Source organism: Shinella yambaruensis (genome assembly GCF_050859155.1).
Classification (GTDB): domain Bacteria; phylum Pseudomonadota; class Alphaproteobacteria; order Rhizobiales; family Rhizobiaceae; genus Shinella; species Shinella yambaruensis.
Map to the genome: position 1 here is coordinate 3,552,729 of NZ_CP150638.1, position 22,863 is coordinate 3,575,591.

Here is a 22,863-nt window from a genome sequence, read left to right on the forward strand (position 1 = left end):
CTCCCCGCAAGCGGGGAGAGGGAGACGGAGAGGTCACGGCATAGTCCTTCTCCCCGCCTGCGGGGAGAAGGTGCCGGCAGGCGGATGAGGGGCGTGCCTCGCCGCCGACAAACACACAATAACGGTGGTATCGACCATGGATAGCCGAAGCCGGCTGCAGGAGCTTCTGCCGAAGCTCGTGCTGGCACCCAGTTTCCTCATCGTGCTCGTCTTCGTCTACGGCTTTATCGCCTATACGGGCTTCCTGTCGCTGACGGACAGCAGGATGCTGCCCTCCTACAATTTCGTGGGGCTGAGCAACTATTCCAAGCTCTGGGCGCTGCCGCACTGGTGGCGGGCGATCTCGAACCTTGCGATCTTCGCCTCGCTCTATATCGTCATCTGCTCGGTGCTGGGCTTGGCGCTCGCCATCCTGCTCGACCAGAAGATCCGCGCCGAGGGCATCCTCAGGCCGATCTACCTCTACCCGATGGCACTCTCCTTCATCGTCACGGGCACCGCCTGGAAGTGGTTCCTCGACCCCGGCATCGGCCTTGAGAACACCATGCACCTCTGGGGCTGGGAAAGCTTCGCCTTCAACTGGATCAAGGATCGCAACTACGCCATCTACTGCGTGGTGATCGCCGCCGTCTGGCAGTCCTCAGGCTTCGTCATGGCGATGTTCCTCGCCGGCCTGCGCGGCGTCGACAACGAGATCATCAAGGCCGCCCAGATCGACGGCGCCTCCACCGCCACCATCTACCGGCGCATCATCATTCCGCTGATGCGCCCGGTCTTCCTCTCCGCCTTCGTCGTGCTCGCCCACCTCGCCATCAAGGCCTACGACCTCGTCGTCGCCTTGACGGGCGGCGGTCCCGGCCAGGCGACCGAGCTGCCGGCGACCTTCATGTATTCCTATACCTTCACCCGCAACCAGATGGGCATCGGCGCCTCCTCGGCGATCATCATGCTGGTCATGATCTTCTCGATCATCATCCCCTACCTCTATTCCGAGATCCGCGGAGGCAAAGGCCGATGAGCGCGCAAAACCCCGACAATGTCATCTCGCACAACAGGCTGACGCGCGCGCTGATCTACACCGCGCTCACCCTCTTCGCGGTCTACTACCTGCTGCCGCTCTACGTGATGCTGGTGAACTCGCTGAAGCCACTGGAGGAAATCCGCCAGGGCGGCATGCTGAACCTGCCGCAGGTCTGGACGATCGAGCCCTGGCTGCAGGCCTGGTCGACGGCGCAGATCGGCGTGCAGCCGACGGGGTTGCGCCCGTTCTTCATCAACTCGATCCTGATGGTCGTACCGGCGGTCGCCATCTCCACCATCATCGGCGCGCTGAACGGCTACGTTCTGACGAAGTGGCAGTTCCGGGGCTCGAACGTCTTCTTCGGCCTGCTTCTCCTCTCCTGCTTCATCCCGTTCCAGATCGTGCTCATCCCGATGGCACGCATCCTCGGCATGCTCGGGCTTGCCGGCTCGCTCTGGGGTCTCATCCTCGTGCACGTCGTCTACGGCATCGGCTTCACGACGCTCTATTTCCGCAACTACTACGAAAACTTCCCGACCGAGTTGGTGCGCGCGGCGCAGATCGACGGGGCAAGCTTCTTCCAGATCTTCTACCGCATCCTGCTGCCGTCCTCCGGCCCGATCATCGTCGTCTCGGTCATCTGGCAGTTCACCAATATCTGGAACGACTTCCTGTTCGGCGCCTCCTTCTCCGGCGCGGCGACGACGCCGATGACCGTGGCGCTCAACAACCTCGTCTCCTCGTCCACCGGCGTGAAGGAATACAACGTGCACTTCGCCGGCGCGATCCTCGCGGCGCTGCCCACCCTCATCGTCTACATCGTCTCCGGACGGTACTTCGTGCGCGGCCTGATGTCCGGCGCCGTGAAAGGATAGTCCCATGTCGTTCCTGAAGATCAGCAACCTGCGCAAATCCTACGGCGCGCTCGAAATTCTGAAGGACATCAACCTGGAGATCGAGCAGGGCGGCTTCCTCGTGCTGGTCGGCCCCTCCGGCTGCGGCAAGTCCACGCTGCTCAACACGATCGCCGGGCTGGAGCCGATCACCTCCGGCGACATCGCCATCGACGGCCGCTCGGTCGCGGGCCTGCACCCTTCCAAGCGCGACATCGCCATGGTGTTCCAGTCCTACGCGCTCTATCCGAACATGACGGTGGCCGGCAACATCGCCTTCGGCATGGAGATCCGCGGCGTGCCGAAGGAGGAGCGCGACAAGGCGATCAAGCAGGTCGCCGACATGCTGCAGATCGGCCATCTTCTCGACCGCAAGCCCGGCCAGCTCTCCGGCGGCCAGCGCCAGCGCGTCGCCATGGGCCGCGCGCTGGTGCGCGACCCGAAGCTCTTCCTCTTCGACGAGCCGCTGTCGAACCTCGATGCCAAACTGCGCGTCGACATGCGCACGGAGATCAAGCGCCTGCACCAGCGCATGAAGACGACGATCGTCTATGTCACGCACGACCAGATCGAGGCGATGACGCTCGCCACCAAGATCGCCGTACTGAAGGACGGCGTGCTGCAACAATTCGGCTCGCCGGCGGACATCTACAACAATCCCGCCAACACCTTCGTCGCCGACTTCATGGGCTCGCCCGCCATGAACCTGCTCAAGGGCAAGGTGGAGCAGAACGGATCCGGCCTTGCCGTCTCGCTCGCCCGCCATCAGGCCGAGCCGCTGGTGCTGTCCGTCCCCAACGCACCCGGCAGCCTTTCCGCCTATAGCGGCAAGGACGTGATCTTCGGCATACGCCCCGAGGCGCTGACCGACCCCGACGGCGCGGACCGCAATGCCCGCACGGTGGCCGAGGGCGACTGCCTGATCGAGGTGGTGGAGCCGGCCGGCGCGGATACCTTCGCCGTTACCCATCTCGGCGGCAAGGAGATCGTCGCCCGCCTGCGCGCCGACGTGCGCATCGCCGCCGGCCAGACGGCACGCCTTGCCTTCAACCTCGACAAGGCGGTGTTCTTCGATCCCGCCAGCCAGCTTCGCATATCCTGAGCAAAATCATGACCACGCAGCCGGACATCGTCATCATCGGATCGGGCATCGGCGGTTCCACCATGGCCGCCGCGCTCGCCCCGACGGGCGCGAAAATCGTTATCCTCGAAGCGGGCGATCATCTGCCCGACCGCCCGGAAAACCGCGACCAGCGCGCCATCTTCCAGCGCGGCCATTTCCGCCCGAAGGAGATGTGGTACGAGGCGGACGGCACCGCCTTCAACCCCGGCAACTACTACAATGTCGGCGGCAACTCGAAATTCTACGGTGCCGTGCTGGTGCGCTACCGCCGGGAGGACTTCGAGGAGATGCGCCACCGCGACGGCGTCTCCCCCGCCTGGCCCTTCCCCTATGAAGCGCTGGAGCCGTGGTACTGCGCCGCCGAAAAGCTCTACAACGTCCGCGGCACGCTCGGCGAAGACCCGACCGAACCGCACCATTCCGCACCCTACCCCTTCCCGCCCGTGCCGGACGAGCCTGCCATCGCCGAGGTGCGCGCAAAGATGAAGGCGAACGGCCTGCATCCCTATTCGCTGCCGCTCGGCGTCGACATCGACCGCTGGCTCGCCAAGGCGAAGACGCCGTGGGATGCGCATCCGAACGCCGACGACGGCAAGATGGACGCGGAAAGCGTGGCGCTTGCCGAAGCCCTGAAGCATCCGAATGTCGAACTGCGCACGAATTGCCGGGTGACGCGGCTCGCCACCGCCCCGCACGGCCGCACCATCGCGACGGTGCACTACCAGCGCGGCGACGTGGCGGAGAGCGTTTCGCCGAAACTCGTCATCCTCTCGGCCGGCGCCGTCCAATCCGCCGCGCTGCTGCTGCGCTCCGCCTCGGAAGCCTTTCCCAAGGGGCTCGCCAATAGCTCCGACCAGGTCGGCCGCAATTTCATGAACCACAATTCGAGCGCCGTGATCGGCCTTTCGCCCTTCTACAGGAACACTTCCGTCTACCAGAAGAGTTTCGGCTTCAACGACTATTACCTTTCTGACGGAAACGGCGGCCCGCCACTCGGCAATGTGCAGCTTCTCGGCCGCGTCTCGGGAAAGATACTGAAGGCCAACATGCCCTCCGTTCCGGAATGGCTGCTGGAACAGGTCGCGTCCCGCGCCATCGATTTCTACGCCATGAGCGAAGACCTGCCGCATCCCGAAAGCCGTATCATGGTCGATCGCGACCGGATCGTCCTGAAATGGACACGGACCAACTGGCAGGCCCATCTCGATCTCGTCGCCAGGCTCAAGGCTGCGCTGAAGAAGGCGGGCTTTCCCGTCGTGCTCACCAGAGCCTTCGACAAGCGCACGCCCTCGCACCAGTGCGGCACCGTGCGCATCGGCAACGACCCGGCGAGCGCGCCGCTCGACATCTGGTGCCGTGCCTATGACCATCCGAACCTCTTCGTGGTCGACGCCTCCTACCTGCCGACATCGGCCGCCGTGAACCCGGCGCTGACGGTCGCCGCCCAGGCACTGCGCGTGGCCGACCACATCCACTCGAGGGATCTCGCCGCATGACGACCTCCGCACGCTCCGTCGCCATCGTCACCGGCGGCCGCCGCGGCATCGGCTTCGGCATCGCCAAGGCGCTTGCGGCGGAAGGTTTCGACATCGCCATCACCGGCATCGGCGAGAGCGACGCGGCGACCGACACCATGCTCGCCGACCTCGCCACGCTCGGCGCGCGCGCGATCTACCTCAAGGCGGACCTCGCCGATCTCTCTGGCCATGCAGCAACGGTCGCGGCTGTCGAAGACCAGCTCGGCGCCATCGGCTGCCTCGTCAACAATGCCGGGATCGCCTCCGTCGTGCGTGGCGATTTCCTCGATCTCGCACCGGAGAATTTCGACGCGATCGTCGCCACCAACCTGCGCGGCACGGTCTTCTTCACCCAGGCCGTGCTGAAGGCGATGCTGAACGAGGCGGCAGGACCGCGCTCGATCATCAACATCACATCCGTCTCGGCCGGCCTCACCTCGCCCGAGCGGCTCGACTATTGCATGACCAAGGCGGGGCTTGCCGCCTTCAGCCAAGGGCTGGCGCTCAGGCTGGCGGAGACGGGCATCTCCGTCTTCGAGATCCGCCCCGGAATCATCCGCTCCGACATGACGGCCGGCGTCTCGGCGAAATACGACGCCCTGATTGACGACGGCCTCGTGCCGATGAAGCGCTGGGGAGAGCCGGACGACATCGGCGCCGCCGCGGCCGCGCTGGCGACCGGAAAATTCGCCTTCGCCACCGGCTCGGTGATCAATCTCGACGGCGGGCTGTCGATCGGCCGGCTGTGAGCAAGGATTGGCCCCTCACCCCGCCCTCTCCCCGCAAGCGGGGCGAGGGGGCGAGAGGGCACGGCAAATCCCTTCACCCCGCTTGCGGGGAGAAGGTGCCGGCAGGCGGATGAGGGGCAGCCCCACCCGGCGCGGCACCGAACGTTTCTGAGGACGAAGACATGACTTACGACTATATCATCACCGGCGCCGGCCCCGCCGGCTGCGTGCTGGCAAACCGGCTTTCCGAGGACCCGACGGTGCGCGTGCTGCTGCTGGAGGCCGGTGGCGGCGACTGGCATCCGCTGTTCCACATGCCCGCCGGTTTCGCCAAGATGACCAAGGGCGTCGCCAGCTGGGGCTGGGAGACCGTGCCGCAGAAGCACATGAAGGGCCGCGTGCTGCGCTATACGCAGGCAAAGGTCATCGGTGGCGGCTCCTCGATCAATGCGCAGCTCTATACCCGCGGCAACGCCGCCGACTACGACCTCTGGGCCAGCGAGGACGGCTGCGAGGGCTGGAGCTACCGGGAGATCCTGCCCTATTTCAAGCGCGCCGAAGATAATCAGCGCTTCGCCGACGACTACCATGCCTACGGCGGCCCGCTCGGCGTTTCCATGCCGGTCTCGGCCCTGCCGATCTGCGACGCCTATATCCGCGCCGGCCAGGAGCTCGGCATTCCCTACAACCACGATTTCAACGGCCGCCAGCAGGCCGGCGTCGGCTTCTACCAGTTGACGCAACGGAACCGCCGCCGCTCCTCCGCCTCGCTCTCCTATCTCTCGCCGATCCGGGACCGGAAGAACCTCACCATCCGCACCGGCGCGCGCGTCGCCCGCATCGTGCTGGAAGGAACGCGCGCCGTCGGCGTCGAGGTGGCCACGGGCAGTGGCGTCGAGACGATCCGCGCGGATCGCGAGGTGCTGGTCTCGTCGGGGGCCATCGGCTCGCCGAAACTGCTCCAGCAGTCCGGCATCGGCCCGGCCGACCACCTGAAATCGGTCGGCGTCACGGTCAGGCACGACCTGCCGGGTGTCGGCTCCAACCTGCAGGACCATCTCGACCTCTTCGTGATTTCCGAATGCACCGGCGATCACACCTATGACGGCGTGGCGAAACTGCACCGCACGCTCTGGGCCGGCCTGCAATATGTGCTCTTCCGCTCCGGTCCCGTCGCCTCCTCGCTCTTCGAGACGGGCGGCTTCTGGTATGCCGATCCCGATGCGCGCTCACCGGACATCCAGTTCCATCTCGGCCTCGGCTCCGGCATCGAGGCGGGCGTGGAAAGATTGAAGAACGCCGGCGTGACGCTGAATTCGGCCTATCTGCACCCCCGCTCGAAGGGCACGGTGCGCCTTTCCTCCGCCGATCCCGCCGCCGCGCCGCTGATCGACCCGAACTACTGGGAGGACCCGCACGACCGCACAATGTCGATCGAAGGGCTGAAGATCGCCCGCGAGATCATGCAGCAGGCGGCGCTGAAGCCCTATGTGATGGCCGAGCGCCTGCCGGGACCGAAGGTCGTCACCGATGAGGACCTGTACGAGTACGGCTGCGCCAACGCCAAGACGGACCACCACCCGGTCGGCACCTGCAGGATGGGGACGGGAGCCGACGCCGTCGTCGGGCTCGATTTGAAGGTGCACGGGCTTGAAGGTTTGCGCGTCTGCGACAGTTCCGTCATGCCGCGCGTTCCCTCCTGCAACACCAATGCGCCGACCATCATGGTGGGCGAGAAGGGCGCCGACATCATCCGAGGCCTGCCGGCGCTGCCCGCCCAGGTCTTCCTGCATGAACGCAACGACGCGCGCCCGCGCGCCCGCGCCAACATCCGGTAGGTAGAACCATGATCCGTCATTGCGTCTTCATCCACTTCAAGCCGACCATCTCCGCCGCCTACAAGGCCGAACTCTTCAACGAGATCGACGCCCTGAAGGATCGCCTGCCGGGCATGCTCGCCGTCCATATCGGCGTGAATGTCAGCCCGGAAGCAGGCATGGACAAGGGGTTCAGCGACGGCTTCATCGTCGATTTCGCCGACAGTTTCGCGCGGGACGCCTATCTGGAGGACCCGGAGCACAAGCAGACGGGCGCCCGGCTCGTCACCGCCGCCGAAGGCGGCATCCAGGGCATCCTCGTCTACGACCTCGAAACCGAAGATCGCTAGAGCATTTCCAGCCGAAGCAAGATCGCTTCGGCGTCGGATAATGCGGTAAGAACAAATCTGAGCATCTCCGTTGAACCTGAGATGCTCCAGGGAGCAGTTTCATACCCTTGCGGGCCTTGCTTCAGACGCGCCCCGCCCTGCGAGACAGCAGGCGCTCGAGTGCGGAGAAGGCATCGTAGATCAGCACCGCCAGCACGGCGACGACGAGGCCGCCCTGCAGCACGAAGGCGAGGTTGTTCGATTGCAGCCCGGCGATGATCACCTCGCCGAGCGTCTTGGCCGCCACCGTGGAACCGATGGTGGCAGTGGCGAGGCTGATGACGACGGAGAGGCGGATGCCGGCGAGGATGACCGGCAGCGCCAGCGGCAGCTCCACCCGGGTAAGCCGCTGCCAGGCGGTCATGCCCGTGCCGCGCGCCGCCTCCGTGACGGCGGGCGGCAGGGTGGAAAGGCCCGTCATGGCATTCTCGAAGATCGGCAGCAGGCCGTAGAGGAAGAGCGCGATCAGCGTCGGCTTCTCGCCGAAGCCCACGGCGGGCACGGCGAGCGCCAGCACCGCGACCGGGGGGAAGGTCTGGCCGATATTCACGAGGCTGCGCGACAGCGGCAGGAATTCCGCGCCGATCGGCCTTGTGACGAGGATGGCGAGCCCGACGGCGACGACGGTCGCGGCGAGCGTCGCGGCGAAGACCGTGGCGAGGTGCGAAAGCGTCAGCGACAGCAGGCTGCCCTGGTTGTAGACGGCCGGAGCATTGGTCTGCACCAGCGGTTTCAGCAAGGGTTCGAAGAGCGCCGGCTGGACGAGAAAGGCGATGAGAACGAGGAGTGCCGCCAGCCGCAGGAGATTGGGCAGGAGCCGCTTCATTGCGGCCTCGCGGCGCGCCGGGCAAGGCCGGCAAGCGTGACGCGGCCGAGCCGGGCGCCATCCGCGCCGACGACCGGCAGGGCCTGCCGGCCGGACCAGAGCAGGGCGGACAGCGCATCGCGCTGGCTGGCGGCAGCGGCGATCGGTTCGCCCTCCGCCTCGCCGGCCTCCGCCGCCTCCGCGACGGCGCCGATCGACAACAGCCGGAAGGGCCGCTCGCCGGCGCCGATCAGCGTCTCGACGAAATCCGTCGCCGGATTCACCAGCATCTCCTCCGGCGCCGCATATTGCACGATCCTGCCCTTGTCCATGACGGCGATGCGGTCGGCGAGGTGGAAGGCCTCCTCCATGTCATGGGTGACGAGCACGATGGTCGTGCCGAAATGCTTCTGGATCGCCAGCAGGTCATCCTGCGCCTTGGCCCGGATGACCGGGTCGAGCGCGCCGAAAGGCTCGTCCATCAGGAGGATGTTCGGCTCGGCGGCGAGCGCCCGGGCAACGCCGACGCGCTGCTGCTGGCCCCCCGACAGTTCATGCGGGTAGCGCGGGCCGAAGGCGGCGGGGTCGAGCTGGAACAGCGACAGCAGCTCCTTCACCTTGGCCGCGATGCGGGATTTCTCCCAGCCGAGCAAGGTCGGCACGGTGGCGATGTTCTCCGCGACGGTGCGGTGCGGGAAGAGGCCGTGGCCCTGGATGGCATAGCCGATGCGGCGGCGCAGCTCGTAGCCGGGGATGGAGCGGTTGTCGGCGCCGTCGATCAGGATCGTTCCGGAGGTCGGTTCGACCAGACGGTTGATCATGCGCATCAGCGTCGTCTTGCCGGAACCGGATGTGCCGACGATGACGGTGATCGTGTGCGGCACGATCATCATCGAGACGCTGTCCACGACCGCCGTCTCGCCATAGCGCTTGGTGATGCTGTCGATCTCGATCATGCGGCCCTGCCGGGTTTGCGGTTGGAAAGTTCGGTTGCGGCATCGAGCACGATCGCCGCGGCGAAGGCGAGGGCGACCGTCGGCACCGCGCCGAGCAGCACGAGGTCCATCGCCGTCTGGCCGATGCCCTGGAAGACGAAGACGCCGAAACCGCCCCCGCCGATCAGCGCCGCAATGGTCGCAAGGCCGATATTCTGCACCAGCACGATGCGGATGCCGGTAAGGATGACGGGGAAGGCAAGCGGCAGCTCGACGCGGAAGAGGCGCTGGCCATCCGTCATGCCGATACCACGGGCGGCATCATTCGCATCGCGCGGCACGCCGGCAAGGCCGACCACCGTGTTGGCGACGACCGGCAGCAGCGAATAAAGGAAGAGCGCGATGAAGGCCGGCGCCGCGCCGATGCCGCGAATGCCGAGCGCCGCGGCCCCCGGCACATGGACGGCGATCCAGCCGAGCGGGGCGATCAGCAGGCCGAAGAGCGCGATCGAGGGGATCGTCTGGATGATGTTCAGCACGTTGAGCACGCCGGCGCGCAGCGCCTCCACCCGGTGGCAGAGGATGCCGAGCGGCAGGCCGACGAGCGTGGCGGCGACAAGCGAGCCGAGCGCCAGGACGACATGGCGGCCCGCTTCCAGCCAGAAGCTGTCGGCCCGGCTGCCATATTCCTTGAGAATCGACAGCCCGTCCCAGGCGCCGGACATCAGAAGCCCCGCGGCAGCCGCGGCGACAGCGGCAAGCAGCGCGACCCGGGCGAGTGGAGAAAGCCGGAGACGCGCCAGCGCATCGGCCGTCAGCAGCGCGAAGGCAAAGCTCAGCAGCCAGAAGCCGGAGGCCGGCGAGACGCGGGCATAGGTGTTTTCCGGCGGCGTGAGGTGACCGGCGGAAAGACCGACGAGGATGGCCAGCGCCAGCAAGGCGACAAGCCCCAGCAGCAGCCGGAAGACCGTCGGCGTCTTCAATACGACGACAACGATGGCGATGACGGAAAAGCCGAGCAGCGTCGCGCCGAGCCCGGCGGGAAGCGCCTCCAGGATACCCCGCGCCTCGCCGGGCACGATGCGGTTGGCCCGAAAATTGGCGAAAGGCGCCAGAAAGGCGCCATAGGCCAGCAATACGGCGATCACCACGCCGAGCTTGTCGATCCGGAACGTCATGAACGCCTTTCGAGGAGAGGTCCCCCGCCCGCAGGGGCGGAGGACAACCGCACCTTACTTGATGAAGCCGTTCTTCTTCAGGAAGTCCTCGGCAACGGCCTTGGCCGGCTCGCCGCCGACCTGGACGCGACCGTTGAGATCCTGCAGCGTCACGAGATCGAGCTTTTCGAAGACGGGCTTCAGGATCTCCTCGATCTGCGGATTGGCCTTCAGCACCGCCTCGCGAATGATCGGCGCCGGCTGGTAGACCGGCTGCACGCCCTTGTCATCTTCCAGAACCACGAGGCCCGACGGCGCGATGCCGCCGTCCGTGCCATAGACCATGGCGGCATTCGCACCATTCGTCTGGTTGGCGGCCGCCGCGATCGTCGCGGCCGTATCGCCGCCGGAAAGCGTGATGAGCTGTTCCGGCTTCAAGGTGAAGCTGTAGGTCGTCTGGAAGGCCGGCAACGCCGCGGCCGAGTTCACGAATTCGGAGGAAGCGGCAAGCACCACCTGGCCGCCATCAGCGACATATTTGCCGAAATCGCTCAGGGTCACCAGCTTGTTCGGCTCGGCGACGTCCTTGCGCAGCGCGATCGCCCAGGTGTTGTTGGCAGGGGACGGCGTCAGCCAGACGAGCTTGTTGGCGTCGAAATCGAGCGTCTTGGCCAGCTCATAGGCCTTGGCCGCGTCCTTCCAGGCGGGGTCCTCGGCCTTTTCGAAGAAGAAGGCGGCATTGCCGGTATATTCCGGATAGATGTCGATCTCGCCGGCGATGATCGCCTGCCGCACGACCGGCGTCGCGCCGAGCTGCACGCGGTCCGTCGTCTCGATGCCGTTGGCATTCAGCACCGAGAGGATGATGTTGCCGAGCACGCCGCCCTCGGTATCGATCTTCGAGGAGACGACGACCTGGGCCTGGGCAGCACCGGCCGCAAGCCCGAGGGCCAGAGCTGCTCCGAGGAATTTGACGACTGGACACATGAGATAACCCTTTCGTTCTGTGCGGGAAGCCATGGCGGCATTTTCACCACGTTTGGGAAAGCCAGTCCCGGCAAAGCATTTCATATATGGCAGTCAATCGCAAAAAATAGACTGCGCCGCACCGACAGGGCATGCCGTTTGTTGCAGCGCTCAAAGCGCTTTCAAGATTGCGCGAAGCGGCAGCCTTTTGCAACAGAAACGCGTTGCAATTGCCGGTCGCATCCGACACTCTCGCCTTGGCCCGCCTCATTTTCCGATACCGCATTTCATCCTTGCCGGGAAACCATCCCGGGCCGATGTCCGGCGCAGATCTGTGAGGGACAATGAGCATTTACATTCTCGCAGTGCTGATCGGCATCGTGGCGGGGCTGCGCGCGATGACGGCGCCGGCCGCCGTCAGCATCGGGGCGGCGCTCGGCTGGCTCCCCGTCTCCGGCACTTGGGCTGCCTTCCTGGCCTATCGCTTCACGCCCTATGTCTTCGGCGCCCTCGCCCTCGTCGAGTTCGTCACCGACCAGCTGCCGGGCACGCCGAGCCGCAAGGTGCCGCAGCAGTTCGGTGCGCGCATCGTCAGCGGCGGGTTCTGCGGCGCAGTTCTCGGCACCATCGGAGGGTCGATGATCGGCGGGCTCGTCGCCGGCGTCATCGGCGCGGTCATCGGCACGCTCGGCGGCTATGAAGCCCGCAAACGCCTCGTCATGGCCATCGGCGGCAAGGATCTTCCCATTGCGCTGCTGGAAGACGCCGTCGCCGTGCTGCTCGGCCTCTTCGTCGTCTCGTCGGTCGTGCCATGAAGCGGTTCGACGCCATCATCATCGGCGCGGGCCAGGCCGGCCCGTCGCTTGCCGGCCGGCTGACCGCCGCGGGAAAGACGGTGGCGCTCATCGAGCGCAAGCATGTGGGGGGCACCTGCGTCAACACGGGCTGCATGCCGACCAAGGCCATGGTCGCCAGTGCCTATGCCGCCCATCTCGCCCGCCGCGGTGCCGATTACGGCGTGGTGACGGGCGATGTCTCCATCGATTTCGCCAGGGTGATGGCCCGCAAGGACAAGGTGCGCTTCGATGCACGCAGGGGCAACGAGGACTGGCTGGCTGGCATGAAGGGCCTCACCTTCATCCGCGGCCATGCGCGTTTCGAAAGCCCGACGGAGATTCGCGTCGGCGAGGAACGGCTGTCGGCCGGGCAGATCTTCCTCAATGTCGGCGGCCGGGCCGTCGTGCCGGATTTTTCAGGGATCGGGGACGTGCCGCATCTCGACAATGTCTCGATGATGGAGCTGACCGAGGTGCCGAAGCACCTCATCATTGTCGGCGGCAGTTATATCGGGCTGGAATTCGCCCAGATGTTCCGCCGCTTCGGTTCCGAGGTGACGGTTGTCGAAAAAGGGCCGCGGCTGATCGCCCGCGAGGACGAAGATGTCAGCGCCGCCGTGCGCGACATCCTCGAACGCGAGGGCATCGCCATCCGCACGGGGGCGGAGTGCATTCGCTTCTTCAAAAGCGTTGACGGCGTCGGGGTGGGCGTCGACTGCACGGCGGGCGCGCCCGAGATCCCGGGCTCCCATATCCTCCTCGCCACCGGCAGGCGGCCGAACACCGACGACCTCGGCCTCGACAAGGCGGGGGTGGCGACGGACAGGCGCGGCTACATCACCGTCGACGAGCGGCTGGAAACCAGCGTGCCCGGCATCTTCGCCATGGGCGACTGCAACGGCCGCGGCGCCTTCACCCACACGGCCTACAACGATTTCGAGATCGTCGCCGCGAACCTCCTCGACAATGAACCGCGCAAGGTGAGCGACCGCATCCAGACCTATGCGCTCTACATCGACCCGCCGCTCGGCCGCGCCGGCATGAGCGAGACGGAAGCGCGCAAGACCGGCCGCAAGCTGCTGGTCGGCACAAGACCGATGAGCCGCGTCGGCCGCGCCAAGGAAAAGGGCGAGACCCTCGGCTTCATGAAGGTGATCGCCGATGCGCAGACGAAGGAAATCCTCGGCGCCTCCATTCTCGGCACCGGCGGCGACGAGGCGGTGCAGGGCATTCTCGATGTGATGTATGCGGGCAAGCCCTATACGACCATCACGCATGCGGTGCACATTCATCCGACCGTCTCAGAGCTGATCCCGACGGTTTTCGGCGACATGCAGCCGGTGGAATGAGGCGGCTTGGGTAGGTGGGCCAATCACCTTGCATTGGAGCCGAGGGCGGCCCCTCATCTCGCTGCCGCGACCTTCTCCCCGCAAGCGGGGAGAAGGGCAAGAAGCAAAGTTTTCCTCCCTCAATAACGCCGCTATCCTAGGAAACCGGCGCAACACCCCCTTCGCCCCGCTTGCGGGGAGAAGGTGCCGGCAGGCGGATGAGGGGCATCGCCTGCCGGCACCGGTCCTTACTTCTTGCGCAACGTCAGCGCCGGGTTATGGGCGAAGAAGTTGTGCGGCATGATGTGCACGGTCTTCCACTCGGTCGACATGACCGGCCAGTCCTCCATGCGCGGAATGTGGTGGAAGCCGGCGGAGAACCAGGTGACGATGTCCTTGCCCATCAGGTTCTGGTCCTTCTTGACCCACTCGGCGAGCGTATCCGAGCCGTCGCTCTGCATGGCGAACTTGCCGCCGGCATAGCGCTGTTCCGGATCGTAGACCGTGTTCCAGACCGAATATTCGATATAGGCGTTGCGCTTCATCGGCGGGTCGTTGGCATAGTCGTAGGGACCATAGGCGACATTGCCGTGATGGATCATCCAGCCGGGCTCGTGGCCGAGATAGCCTTCGCGCGACGGGTTGGAGATGTGGAAGTAGCGCGGCTGCATCGCCGAGAGCCTGTAGCGCGCCTCCATTTCGGTCTTCGGCATGTTGTGCTCGACCGTCCACATCGACTTGCGCGGGCTCGACGCATCGAGCTTGGCCGGCACGATATCCATGGTCGAGAAATGGTTCACCGGCTGGTCGACGTCGAAATCGATGCGGAAGTTGAAATAGTGGTCGTGGTTGGCGGCCACGAGGTTCGGCGCGATCAGCGTGCCATAGGCGGTGTCCGCCTTCGCCGTCGCATCCTTCATCGAGGCCGAGGCGACGCCCTTCACCGCATCGAGGCCGGTCGCGCCGACATAGATGTTGATCTGGCCGTTCTGCTGCAGGCGATAGTCGATGAGATAGTCGTAGTTGCCGACCTCGGAGGCCGTGCGCACCACGAGTTCCGTCGCCGGGCGGCCTTCCGCCGGCACCGGGGTTTCCGGCGTCTGGGCGAAGACCTCGAAATGGCGCCAGGCCGGATCACCGATATTGCGCTCGAAGACGCAGATCGCATCGGGGATGACGAGCGGCGAACCCTTGTCGTCGGCGATCGTCGCCGGCAGGAAGGTGGCGTGCGCGGGGCAGTCGATGCCGGCGCGCAGCGGGCTCAGGAAAAGGCCGAAGCCATATTCCCCGCTGTCCATGTAGGTGCGCCAGTACCAGCCCTCCGTCGGGTCCATATAGGGCACGAAGACCTCGGAAAGATGCGCCTGGTAGATGACCGAGCGCCAGGTGCCGTCATCGTTGACATCGAGATTGGAGACGACGAGGCCCGGCCGCTTGTCGACGCGGAAGTTGAAGCGCCAGATGTCCCATTCGACATGGCTGCCGTCGATCCTGTAGTTCGGTCCGCCGTCCTGAACGAGCGTGACGGGCTTCATTTCCGGACGCAGCGGCAGACGCGCGGCGACCTCCTCCTCCGTATAGCCCCAGCTATCCTTCGGCGCCTGTTCCACGACACCGGTATCGATGACGCGCTGCACCTCCTTCTTGCCGATATCGTAGATGGCGAAGAGGCCCTCGATCGGCTTGGCATAGAAGTTGGACCCCTCCGGCACCTGGTAGCACGGCACCTTCATCAGGCGGGAGTTCCGGTATTCCTCCGTGAAGAAGTTGCCGCCCGTCAGCGGCAGGCAGAAGGCCTGCTCGGGCTTCAGGCCCCGCTTTTCAAGCCCCGCGATCATGTCCGGATGGCCGAGCGCGCCTTCCAGCGCGTTCATGAACTCGGTGAACAGCACCATCGGCTGGCCGGCCGTCTTGCCGTTGCTCTCGACCGTACCCCTGGAGATGTTGACGACCGCCTCGTTGAAGCCGTCGGCGCTGGTGAAGTAGACCGTCGCCTTGCGGTCGAGGCTGTCGCCCTCCTTCCAGGCAAGAACCTCCGCCTTGGCCGGCTCCTTCAGCTCGATCAGCGGATAGAGCGTGTCGTCGTCCGCCACCTTCTGCTCGCGCAGGATCTGGTTGATCTTCTGGTATTCCTCGGCCGTCAGCCCGTCGAGCGGATGGGCGGCGGCCGCGCCGGCGGCAAGGACGAGCGCAAGAGCGCTCGTCGCCAGATGTTTCGTCAGTCTCATGATCGTTCCCTCTTTTCGTTTGCTTCCGTCAGGCAAAGACCACCTGGATGTCGGTGTATTCGGCGAGCCCCTCTTCGGCGAACTCGACGCCGATGCCCGAGGCCTTCACGCCGCCGAAGGGCACGTTCGGCTGGATGGCGCCATGCTTGTTGATCCAGACGGAGCCGCAGGCGAGACGCCCAGCCACCGCCTTCGCGGCCGCGATATCGGACGACCAGACGGAGCCGCCGAGTCCGTTCGGGCTGTCATTGGCCAGCCGGATCGCCTCTTCGACGTCGGAGTAGCGGATGATCGGCAAAGCCGGCCCGAACTGCTCCTCGTCGACCAGCGCATCGCCGTTGCGAAGGCCGGCGATGATGGTCGGCGGGAAGAACAGCCCATCGCCCGGTTCTCCCCCGAGCAGCACCTTGCCCCGCTCCTTCGCATCCGCGACGAGGCGCGAAACCTTGTCGAACTGCATGCGGTTCTGGATGGGGCCGAGGATGCTCGCCTCCTCCATTCCGTCGCCCACCTTGATGCCCCGCGCATAGGCGACCAGCGCCTCGCAGACCGCATCGTGGATGGTGTCGTGCACATAGAGCCGCTTCATCGCCGCGCAGGTCTGGCCGTTGTTGATGAAGGCACCCCAGAAGAGGCCTTCGGCGATCGCCGCCGGATCCGCGTCGGGCAGGACGATGCCGGCGTCGTTGCCGCCGAGCTCCAGCGTCAGGCGCTTCATCGTGTCGGCGGCGGACCGCATGACCCTCTGGCCGGTGGCGCAGGAGCCGGTGAAGACGATCTTGCGGATATCAGGATGCGCCGACATGGCACCGCCGAGATTGAACGCCTTGTCGTCGCCGGTCACCACGTTGACGACGCCCGGCGGCAGCACCTCGTTCATGATCTCGACCAGCCGCAGGGTGGAAAGCGGCGTATGGGGCGAGGGCTTGACGACGACCGTGTTGCCTGTGCGCAGCGCCGGCAGGATATGCCAGACGGCGATCATGACCGGGAAGTTCCACGGCGTGATGGAGCCGACGACGCCGAGCGGCTTGCGGGTGAGCTCCACCCGGCCCTGCTCGTTGTCCTGCAGCACCCGCGCCGGCAGCGAAAGCCCGGTCGTGTAACCCGCCCAAGCGACGGCGCCGCCGACCTCCCAGCGCGAGCCGAGGCCGTTGAGCGGCTTGCCCTGCTCGAGCGTGATGATCTCGGCAAGCTCGCCGGCATGTTCCTCGATCTTGGCCGTCACCGCCGCGCAGGCCGCCTGCAGGGCAGCATCCTCCTGCGCCGACCAGGAGGCGAACGCCGCCTTGGCGACCGAGACCGCCGCATCCAGCTCCGCCCCGCCCATGTTCGGCGCGCGACCGACCTCCTTGCCCGTCGCCGGGTTGAGAACGGCGAAGTCCGCGCCGACGTGCGCCGGTTTGCCACCGATGGTAGCCTTGAATTCCGTCATGTCCGCCTCCTCCATGAACGTCCCGCCGCCTCCGGCGGGGACATATGGTGGCAGAGACTAGAGGGACATGGCGCGCCGGACTTGGACGGCACCGTCCCGCCTTTTGGATAAAAGCGTCAATGGCAGCGGGCGACCGCGCCCGGCGTCATGCCGTATTTCTTGCGGAACTCGCGGTAGAAATAGGAAAGGTCGTTGAAGCCGCAATCGAAGGCGACGGCCGTGACGCCCTCCGCCGCCTGCTCCCCCTTGCGGGCGGAAAGCCGCGCATGGGCAAGCTCCAGCCGGCGGTTGAGCAACCGATGGCCGGGCGTTTCGCCGAGCGGCCGGAAATGCCGCTGCAGCATGCGCTCCGAGACGTTGAGGCGGACAGCCAATTCACGCGGCCCGAAGCCCGGATCCGCACGGTGGCGATCGATCATCGCAAGCGCCCGCGACAGCAGCGTCTCGGCGGGCGCGGCAACGCCCGTCACGCGGGTCGAATGCAGGTAGGCGCCGAGAAGGCAGAGGAAGGCTTCGCCAAGCTGCGCCTGCGCGCCCTCCTCCAGCAGCATTTTCGCGATGACCGCGCGCATGGCGAGCCAGAGAGGATCGTCGCGCGAGATCGAAAGCCCGCCGGTGCACGGCGTGCCGAAGCGGTGGAGCATCTCGTCGCGTGGGATGTGCAGCGACACCTGGTTCGAGCGCTCGCCGCGATAGAGGAAGGTCGAGGGCCTGACGGAATCGACGAGGAACATGTCGCCGGGCGAAAGCTCCGCGACCTGCTCGCCCTGCTCGACGCGACAGTGGCCGGCATCCTGCACCAGCAGGAAGAAATATTCGCCGGGATCCTGCCGGATGGAGCGGGTGTTGCGCGCAACTTCGGAGGCATCGAGCGCGACGATCGCCGTATCGAAGGGACCGACGCGCCGCGTCGTGACATCGCCATTGACGACGCCTGTCCGCCCCATCGGCTCCAGGTCGAAGGAGCCGCAGACCCTCCTTATCTCCGCCTCGAGAATTTCTACCGGCACCGGCTTGTGTCCCGGCGTCATCAGCGACTGCATCGTGCCCTCCCCGGCTCTAGCAGAAAGCCTGTTCTCCCAAAACTATCTCACCACAGTCCGCGTCGCTTGCCTATCGCCGGAAGCCTTTCCCATCTGCGAAACACGCAATCTTTTCGCCCTTCCGCAAGGCAGTCCTGCCCGAATTGCCTTACCCGGCAAGCACCGAAAAGCCGCCGGCTTCCGCCGCCCGCCGCAGGCCGTCGCTCGGCGACTCGGCAAGGCCTTCCCCGGCCAGGCGATCCAGCACCGCCACCACTTCGGAAAGGCCGCGCGCTTCGGCATGGTGCATCGGCCCGCCACGCCAGCGCGGGAAGCCGTAGCCATGGATCTTCACGAGATCGATATCGGCGGCGCGCAGCGCCACGCGTTCTTCCAGGATGCGCGTCGCCTCGTTGACCATGGGCAGGAGGATGGCGTCGACGATGCCTGCCTCGTCCCATGTCCGCTGCGCCCGGCCCTCCGCCGCCTCGGCGATGATCGCGGCCACGGTTTCGGAGGGTTTCGGCGCACGGTCGCCCGGCTGGTAGTCGTACCAGCCGCCGCCGGTCTTCTGGCCGTAGCGCTCAAGGGCGCAGAGCCGGTCGGCAACGGGCGCGAAAGGCGTCTCGCCCCGCTCGCGCGCCGCCTTGCGCTGGAAGGCGGCGATGTCGAGGCCGCCGAGATCCTGTGCCTCGAAAGGTCCCATCGGCAGGCCGAAGGCCCGCATGGCGGCATCGACCGCCGCGGGCGTCGCACCCGACAGCAAAAGCCGCTCGGCCTGCGCCCGCGTCACCTTCAGGATGCGGTTGCCGATGAAGCCGTCGCAGATGCCGGCGCGCACCGGGATCTTGCCGAGCAGGCGGGCGAGCGCGAAACCAGTCGCCAGCACCTCCGGCGCGGTCGCCTCCGTCGGCACGATCTCCAGGAGCTTCATGATCTGCGCCGGGCTGAAGAAATGCAGGCCGAGGAAGCGTTCCGGATGACTGACGCCTTCGCTGATCGCGTCGGGATCGAGATAGGACGTGTTGGTGGCCAGAACCGCATCCGGCCGGCAGACCGCCGAGAGCCTTTCGAAGACGGCGCGCTTGACGGCAAGATCCTCGAAGACCGCCTCGATGACGAGGTCCGTATCGGCCAGCAGGCCGTAATCATCGCCGCCGGTGACGCCGGCCACGCGCTCGTCCGCTACGGCCTGCGGGATGCGGCCGCGCTTCACCGAGCCTTCATAGATGCCCCGCACATTGGCAAGCCCGCGCTCGACGGCCGCCGCGTCGCGCTCGATGAGGACGACCGGCAGGCCGGCATCGCGCAGCGCCGCGGCAATGCCCGCGCCCATCGTGCCGCCGCCGATGACGGCGGCCGAGCGGATGGCGCGCGGCGTGACGCCGGCAAGCTCCGGCGGGCGCGGCGCGGCGCGCTCGGCAAAGAAGACATGGCGCAGCGCCGCTGCCTGCTCCGAGCCGCGCAGTTCGAGGAAGGTTTCCCGCTCGAAGGCCATGGCGCTGGCGAAATCCGTCTCGCTTGCCTTCCGCACCGAGACAAGCGCCCGGAGCGGTGCGGCTTCCCGCTTCGCCCTGGCCGCCACGGCCTTTTCGGCACCTTCCCAGAAACCCGCCTCGACGGGGGCGACGGTACGGCCGGAGATCGGCTGCGGCCGGGCCTTGCCGGCAATGGCGTTCGCAAAGGCAATTGCGCCGGCCCGCAGGTCGCCGTCGATAACGGCATCGATCAGGCCGAGCACTTCCGCCTTCCTCGCACCGACCGGGCTGCCGCTCGTCACGAGATCGACGGCAGCGGCCGCGCCGATCAGCCGCGGCAGGCGAACCGTGCCGCCCGCGCCGGGGATGATGCCGAGCTTGACTTCCGGCAGGCCGAGGCTGGCGCTGGGAACCGCCACGCGCCAGGCGCAGCCGAGCGCCACTTCGAGCCCGCCACCGAGCGCGCTGCCGTGGATCGCCGCAACCCACGGCTTCTTCGCACCTTCGATGGTCGCCACCACGTCCGGCAGATGCGGCGGCTGCGGCGGCTTGCCGAATTCGCTGACATCCGCCCCGGCGATGAAGGTGCGGCCGGCGCAGATCAGGACGACGGCCTTCACCGCCGCGTCCGCATCGAGCGTGGCGACGGCCTCGACGAGAGCCTGGCGCAGCGCCTGCGACAGCGTGTTGACGGGCGGGTTGTCGACGGTGACGACGGCGATGGCGTTTTCGCGGGCGATGGTGACGGTCATGGTCTCATATTCCCAGATAAGCGGCGCGGATGCGTTCGTCGGCGATGAGTTCGGCAGCGGGCCCGGACATGGTGATGCGGCCGGTCTCCATGACATAACCGCGATCGGCGACCGAGAGCGCGCCGAATGCGTTCTGCTCGACGAGCAGCACGGTGACGCCGAGCGCCTTGAGGCTCTTCACCACGTCGAAGATCTGCGCCACGAGGATGGGGGCGAGGCCCATGCTCGGCTCGTCAAGCAACAGGCAGGAAGGGCGGCCCATCAGCGCGCGGGCGATCGCCAGCATCTGCTGCTGGCCGCCGGAAAGGCCGCCGGCCGCAAGGTTGCGCTTCTCCTTGAGGATCGGGAACATGGCGAAGGCGTCGTCCCGGTCCCGTTCCACCTTGTCGTCGGAAAAGAGATAGGCGCCGAGGCGCAGGTTCTCCTCCACCGTCAGGTTGGTGAAGATCTGGCGCCCCTCGGGCGACTGGGCAAGGCCGCGCCGCACGCGGGCATGCGCCGGCACCGTCGTCAGCGCCTCGCCGCGAAAGACGATGGACCCGGCCGAGACCGGCTGGATGCCGGAAAGGCACTTGAGCAGCGTGGTCTTGCCCGCGCCGTTCGCGCCGACCACCGTGACGATCTCGCCGGAGGCGACGTCGAGGTCGATGCCGTGCAGCACCTCGATGCGGCCGTAGCGCGAACGCAGTCCTTCAACCGTCAGCATTTTGCGCCTCCGCCGCCTGGGCACCCAGATAGGCCTCGATAACGCGCGGATCGCGCGCGATCGAAGCCGGCTCGCCCTCGGCGATCTTCTCGCCATGGTCGAGCACCACGATATGGTTGGAAATGCGCATGACCATCTTCATGTCGTGCTCCACCAGCAGGATCGACACACCTTCGGCCGCGACCTTGGCGATCAGGTGGTCGATCTCCTCCGTCTCGACGGCATTGCAGCCGGCGGCCGGCTCGTCGAGCAGCAGCACGCGCGGTTTCAGCGCCAATGCGCGGGCGATCTCCAGCCGCTTCAAGGCGCCATAGGAGAGCGAGCCCGCCTCCTGCTCGGCGGCCCGGCCGAGGCCGACGCGGTTGAGCAGCGCACGCGCGCTCTCTTCGGACGCCCTGCTGCGGCGGCGCGCGGCGGGCAGCGAGAAAAGATCGGCAAAGACCGAGCCACGCTCATGCAGGTGATGACCGGCGACGGCGTTTTCCAGCACGCTCATCGACTGGAAGATCTGCAGGTTCTGGAAGGTCCGCGACAGGCCGCGCCGGGCGAGCCGATGCGGCGGCATGCGCGTGACGTCCTCTCCATCGAGCGCGACACGCCCGCGGGCCGGGGCGTAGACGCCCGAGATCATGTTGAACAGCGTCGTCTTGCCGGCGCCGTTCGGGCCGATGACGGAGACAATCTCGCCGGGTTTCAAGGAGAAGCCGACATCGTTGACAGCACGGACGCCGCCGAAATCGATCCCCAAGCCTTCGATCTGAAGCAGGCTCATTCTGCCCTCCCCCGGATGCGGCGCGCGATGGAGGGCAGGAGACCCTCGCGCATGAAGATCATGACCAGCATCATGACGAGACCGAGCATGAGCTGTTCGTATTCCTGGAAGACCGTCAGCACCTGCGGCAGCGTGGTGAGGATCGCCGCGCCGAGGATGGCGCCGAGCACCGACCCCGCCCCGCCGAGCACCGCCATGGTGACCATCTCGATCGAATGCATGAAGCCGGCGACATCAGGCGTGATGAACTTGTTCTGCAGCGCCAGCAGCGAACCCGAAACCGAGGCATAGACCGCCGACAGGACGAAGGCGACGAGCTTGTAATGGGCCACATCGACGCCGACCGTGCGGGCGGCGACCTCCGACCCGTGCAGCGCTCGGAGCGCCCGGCCGGTCGGGCTGTGGTAGAGGTTGAGCGCCAGCCAGGCACCGACGACCAGCACGAGGCCGGAGAAGGCGTACCAGAATTCGGTGTTGGAAAGATCGATGCCGATGGCCTTCAGGACGGCGCGAAGGCCCAGCTCCGGCACCGCCATGCCGTCCGGCCCGCCGGTGAGCTGCGCCTCGTTGGAGAGCACCATCGAGACGAGAATGCCGAAGCCGAGGCTGGCGACGGCGAGGTAGTAGCCCTTGAGCCGCAGGATCGGCCGGCCGACGAGGAAGGCGATGGCTGCGGAAAGCGCCGCGCCCAGCACCGCCGCGAGCGCCGGGTGCAGGCCGAGATGGACCGGCGCCAGCGCACAGGCATAGGCGCCGATGCCGGCAAAGCCCGCATGGCCGAGGCTGATCTGGCCGGCATAGCCGATGAGGATGACGAGACCCGTCACCGCAAGCCCGTTGACGAAGATTAGCGAGCCGACGCGAAAATAGTAGGAGGAGGGGAAGAAGACCGGCGCGATCGCGATGACCGCGGCGAGGAGGAGGAGCGTGGTTGCCTTGCTGGAGAGCCGCATGA

Annotated in this window: 20 protein-coding genes; 9 read left to right on the plus strand and 11 right to left on the minus strand. The window is 66.5% G+C overall.

Translation table 11 applies throughout. From position 1 onward, the window contains the following. The first annotated feature begins 136 nt into the window (after positions 1–136). From WMC41_RS17390 to WMC41_RS17420, 7 genes are all read left to right on the plus strand, one after another. Positions 137–1,018, plus strand: coding sequence for a carbohydrate ABC transporter permease (locus tag WMC41_RS17390; RefSeq protein ID WP_244768180.1), 882 nt, complete (start codon positions 137–139; stop codon positions 1,016–1,018). Beyond that, a complete protein-coding gene (locus tag WMC41_RS17395) occupies positions 1,015–1,896 on the plus strand; it encodes a carbohydrate ABC transporter permease (RefSeq protein ID WP_432345135.1) in 882 nt (293 codons plus the stop codon). The genes WMC41_RS17390 and WMC41_RS17395 overlap by 4 nt, the downstream gene beginning before the upstream one ends. 4 nt (positions 1,897–1,900) lie before the next feature. Continuing rightward, positions 1,901–3,016, plus strand: a complete 1,116-nt coding sequence (locus tag WMC41_RS17400) for an ABC transporter ATP-binding protein (RefSeq protein ID WP_288079733.1) — start codon at positions 1,901–1,903, stop codon at positions 3,014–3,016. An 8-nt stretch (positions 3,017–3,024) separates the two neighbouring features. Continuing rightward, positions 3,025–4,533, plus strand: a complete 1,509-nt coding sequence (locus WMC41_RS17405) for a GMC oxidoreductase (RefSeq protein ID WP_432345138.1) — start codon at positions 3,025–3,027, stop codon at positions 4,531–4,533. Beyond that, positions 4,530–5,303 (plus strand): 3-ketoacyl-ACP reductase, encoded by a 774-nt coding sequence (locus tag WMC41_RS17410; protein ID WP_432345141.1) that lies wholly within the window; start codon positions 4,530–4,532, stop codon positions 5,301–5,303. The genes WMC41_RS17405 and WMC41_RS17410 overlap by 4 nt, the downstream gene beginning before the upstream one ends. A 161-nt stretch (positions 5,304–5,464) precedes the next feature. Then, positions 5,465–7,120, plus strand: a complete 1,656-nt coding sequence (locus WMC41_RS17415; RefSeq protein ID WP_432345143.1) for a GMC family oxidoreductase — start codon at positions 5,465–5,467, stop codon at positions 7,118–7,120. Between the two features lie 8 nt (positions 7,121–7,128). Beyond that, a complete protein-coding gene (locus WMC41_RS17420) occupies positions 7,129–7,449 on the plus strand; it encodes a Dabb family protein (protein ID WP_244768174.1) in 321 nt (106 codons plus the stop codon). 121 nt (positions 7,450–7,570) lie between these two features. Here WMC41_RS17420 and WMC41_RS17425 read toward each other — a convergent pair whose 3' ends face one another. From WMC41_RS17425 to osmF, 4 genes are read right to left on the minus strand one after another with little or no spacing between them, the layout of a single operon-like run. Beyond that, on the minus strand, positions 7,571–8,314 hold the full coding sequence (locus WMC41_RS17425) for an ABC transporter permease (protein ID WP_432345146.1): 744 nt from the start codon (positions 8,312–8,314) through the stop codon (positions 7,571–7,573). Continuing rightward, complete coding sequence (locus tag WMC41_RS17430) at positions 8,311–9,249, minus strand: ABC transporter ATP-binding protein (protein ID WP_432345148.1); 939 nt, start codon at positions 9,247–9,249, stop codon at positions 8,311–8,313. Before WMC41_RS17430 ends, WMC41_RS17425 begins: the two co-directional genes overlap by 4 nt. Beyond that, positions 9,246–10,406: an ABC transporter permease gene (locus WMC41_RS17435; protein WP_432345151.1), complete on the minus strand. Its 1,161-nt coding sequence runs from the start codon at positions 10,404–10,406 to the stop codon at positions 9,246–9,248. The genes WMC41_RS17430 and WMC41_RS17435 overlap by 4 nt, the downstream gene beginning before the upstream one ends. A gap of 54 nt (positions 10,407–10,460) precedes the next feature. Continuing rightward, positions 10,461–11,372 carry a glycine betaine ABC transporter substrate-binding protein OsmF gene (gene osmF, locus WMC41_RS17440; protein WP_432345154.1) on the minus strand — a complete coding sequence of 304 codons (912 nt, stop codon included), beginning with the start codon at positions 11,370–11,372 and terminating at the stop codon, positions 10,461–10,463. Between the two features lie 323 nt (positions 11,373–11,695). Between osmF and WMC41_RS17445 the strand changes: the two genes are divergently transcribed. Both WMC41_RS17445 and WMC41_RS17450 read left to right on the plus strand, forming a co-directional pair. Continuing rightward, positions 11,696–12,166 carry a DUF4126 domain-containing protein gene (locus tag WMC41_RS17445; protein WP_432345157.1) on the plus strand — a complete coding sequence of 157 codons (471 nt, stop codon included), beginning with the start codon at positions 11,696–11,698 and terminating at the stop codon, positions 12,164–12,166. After that, the gene (locus WMC41_RS17450; protein ID WP_432345160.1) at positions 12,163–13,536 is read left to right on the plus strand and encodes an FAD-containing oxidoreductase; all 1,374 of its coding nucleotides are present in this window, start codon (positions 12,163–12,165) and stop codon (positions 13,534–13,536) included. The genes WMC41_RS17445 and WMC41_RS17450 overlap by 4 nt, the downstream gene beginning before the upstream one ends. A 227-nt stretch (positions 13,537–13,763) precedes the next feature. Here WMC41_RS17450 and WMC41_RS17455 read toward each other — a convergent pair whose 3' ends face one another. The 7 genes from WMC41_RS17455 to WMC41_RS17485 all read right to left on the minus strand — a co-directional run bounded on the left by WMC41_RS17455 (position 13,764) and on the right by WMC41_RS17485 (position 22,861). Further along, entirely contained in the window at positions 13,764–15,743 is a 1,980-nt protein-coding gene (locus tag WMC41_RS17455) for a tyramine oxidase (protein WP_432345163.1), read from the minus strand. Positions 15,744–15,771: 28 nt separating this feature from the next. Further along, entirely contained in the window at positions 15,772–17,178 is a 1,407-nt protein-coding gene (locus WMC41_RS17460) for an aldehyde dehydrogenase family protein (RefSeq protein WP_432345165.1), read from the minus strand. A gap of 116 nt (positions 17,179–17,294) precedes the next feature. After that, positions 17,295–18,221: a helix-turn-helix domain-containing protein gene (locus tag WMC41_RS17465; RefSeq protein ID WP_432345168.1), complete on the minus strand. Its 927-nt coding sequence runs from the start codon at positions 18,219–18,221 to the stop codon at positions 17,295–17,297. A 148-nt stretch (positions 18,222–18,369) separates the two neighbouring features. After that, complete coding sequence (locus tag WMC41_RS17470; protein ID WP_432345171.1) at positions 18,370–20,430, minus strand: 3-hydroxyacyl-CoA dehydrogenase NAD-binding domain-containing protein; 2,061 nt, start codon at positions 20,428–20,430, stop codon at positions 18,370–18,372. A 4-nt stretch (positions 20,431–20,434) separates the two neighbouring features. Next, positions 20,435–21,136, minus strand: a complete 702-nt coding sequence (locus WMC41_RS17475) for an ABC transporter ATP-binding protein (RefSeq protein ID WP_133033620.1) — start codon at positions 21,134–21,136, stop codon at positions 20,435–20,437. Further along, positions 21,123–21,908: an ABC transporter ATP-binding protein gene (locus WMC41_RS17480; RefSeq protein ID WP_432345174.1), complete on the minus strand. Its 786-nt coding sequence runs from the start codon at positions 21,906–21,908 to the stop codon at positions 21,123–21,125. The genes WMC41_RS17475 and WMC41_RS17480 overlap by 14 nt, the downstream gene beginning before the upstream one ends. Continuing rightward, positions 21,905–22,861 carry a branched-chain amino acid ABC transporter permease gene (locus WMC41_RS17485; RefSeq protein WP_432345177.1) on the minus strand — a complete coding sequence of 319 codons (957 nt, stop codon included), beginning with the start codon at positions 22,859–22,861 and terminating at the stop codon, positions 21,905–21,907. Before WMC41_RS17485 ends, WMC41_RS17480 begins: the two co-directional genes overlap by 4 nt. Positions 22,862–22,863 lie beyond the last annotated feature (2 nt).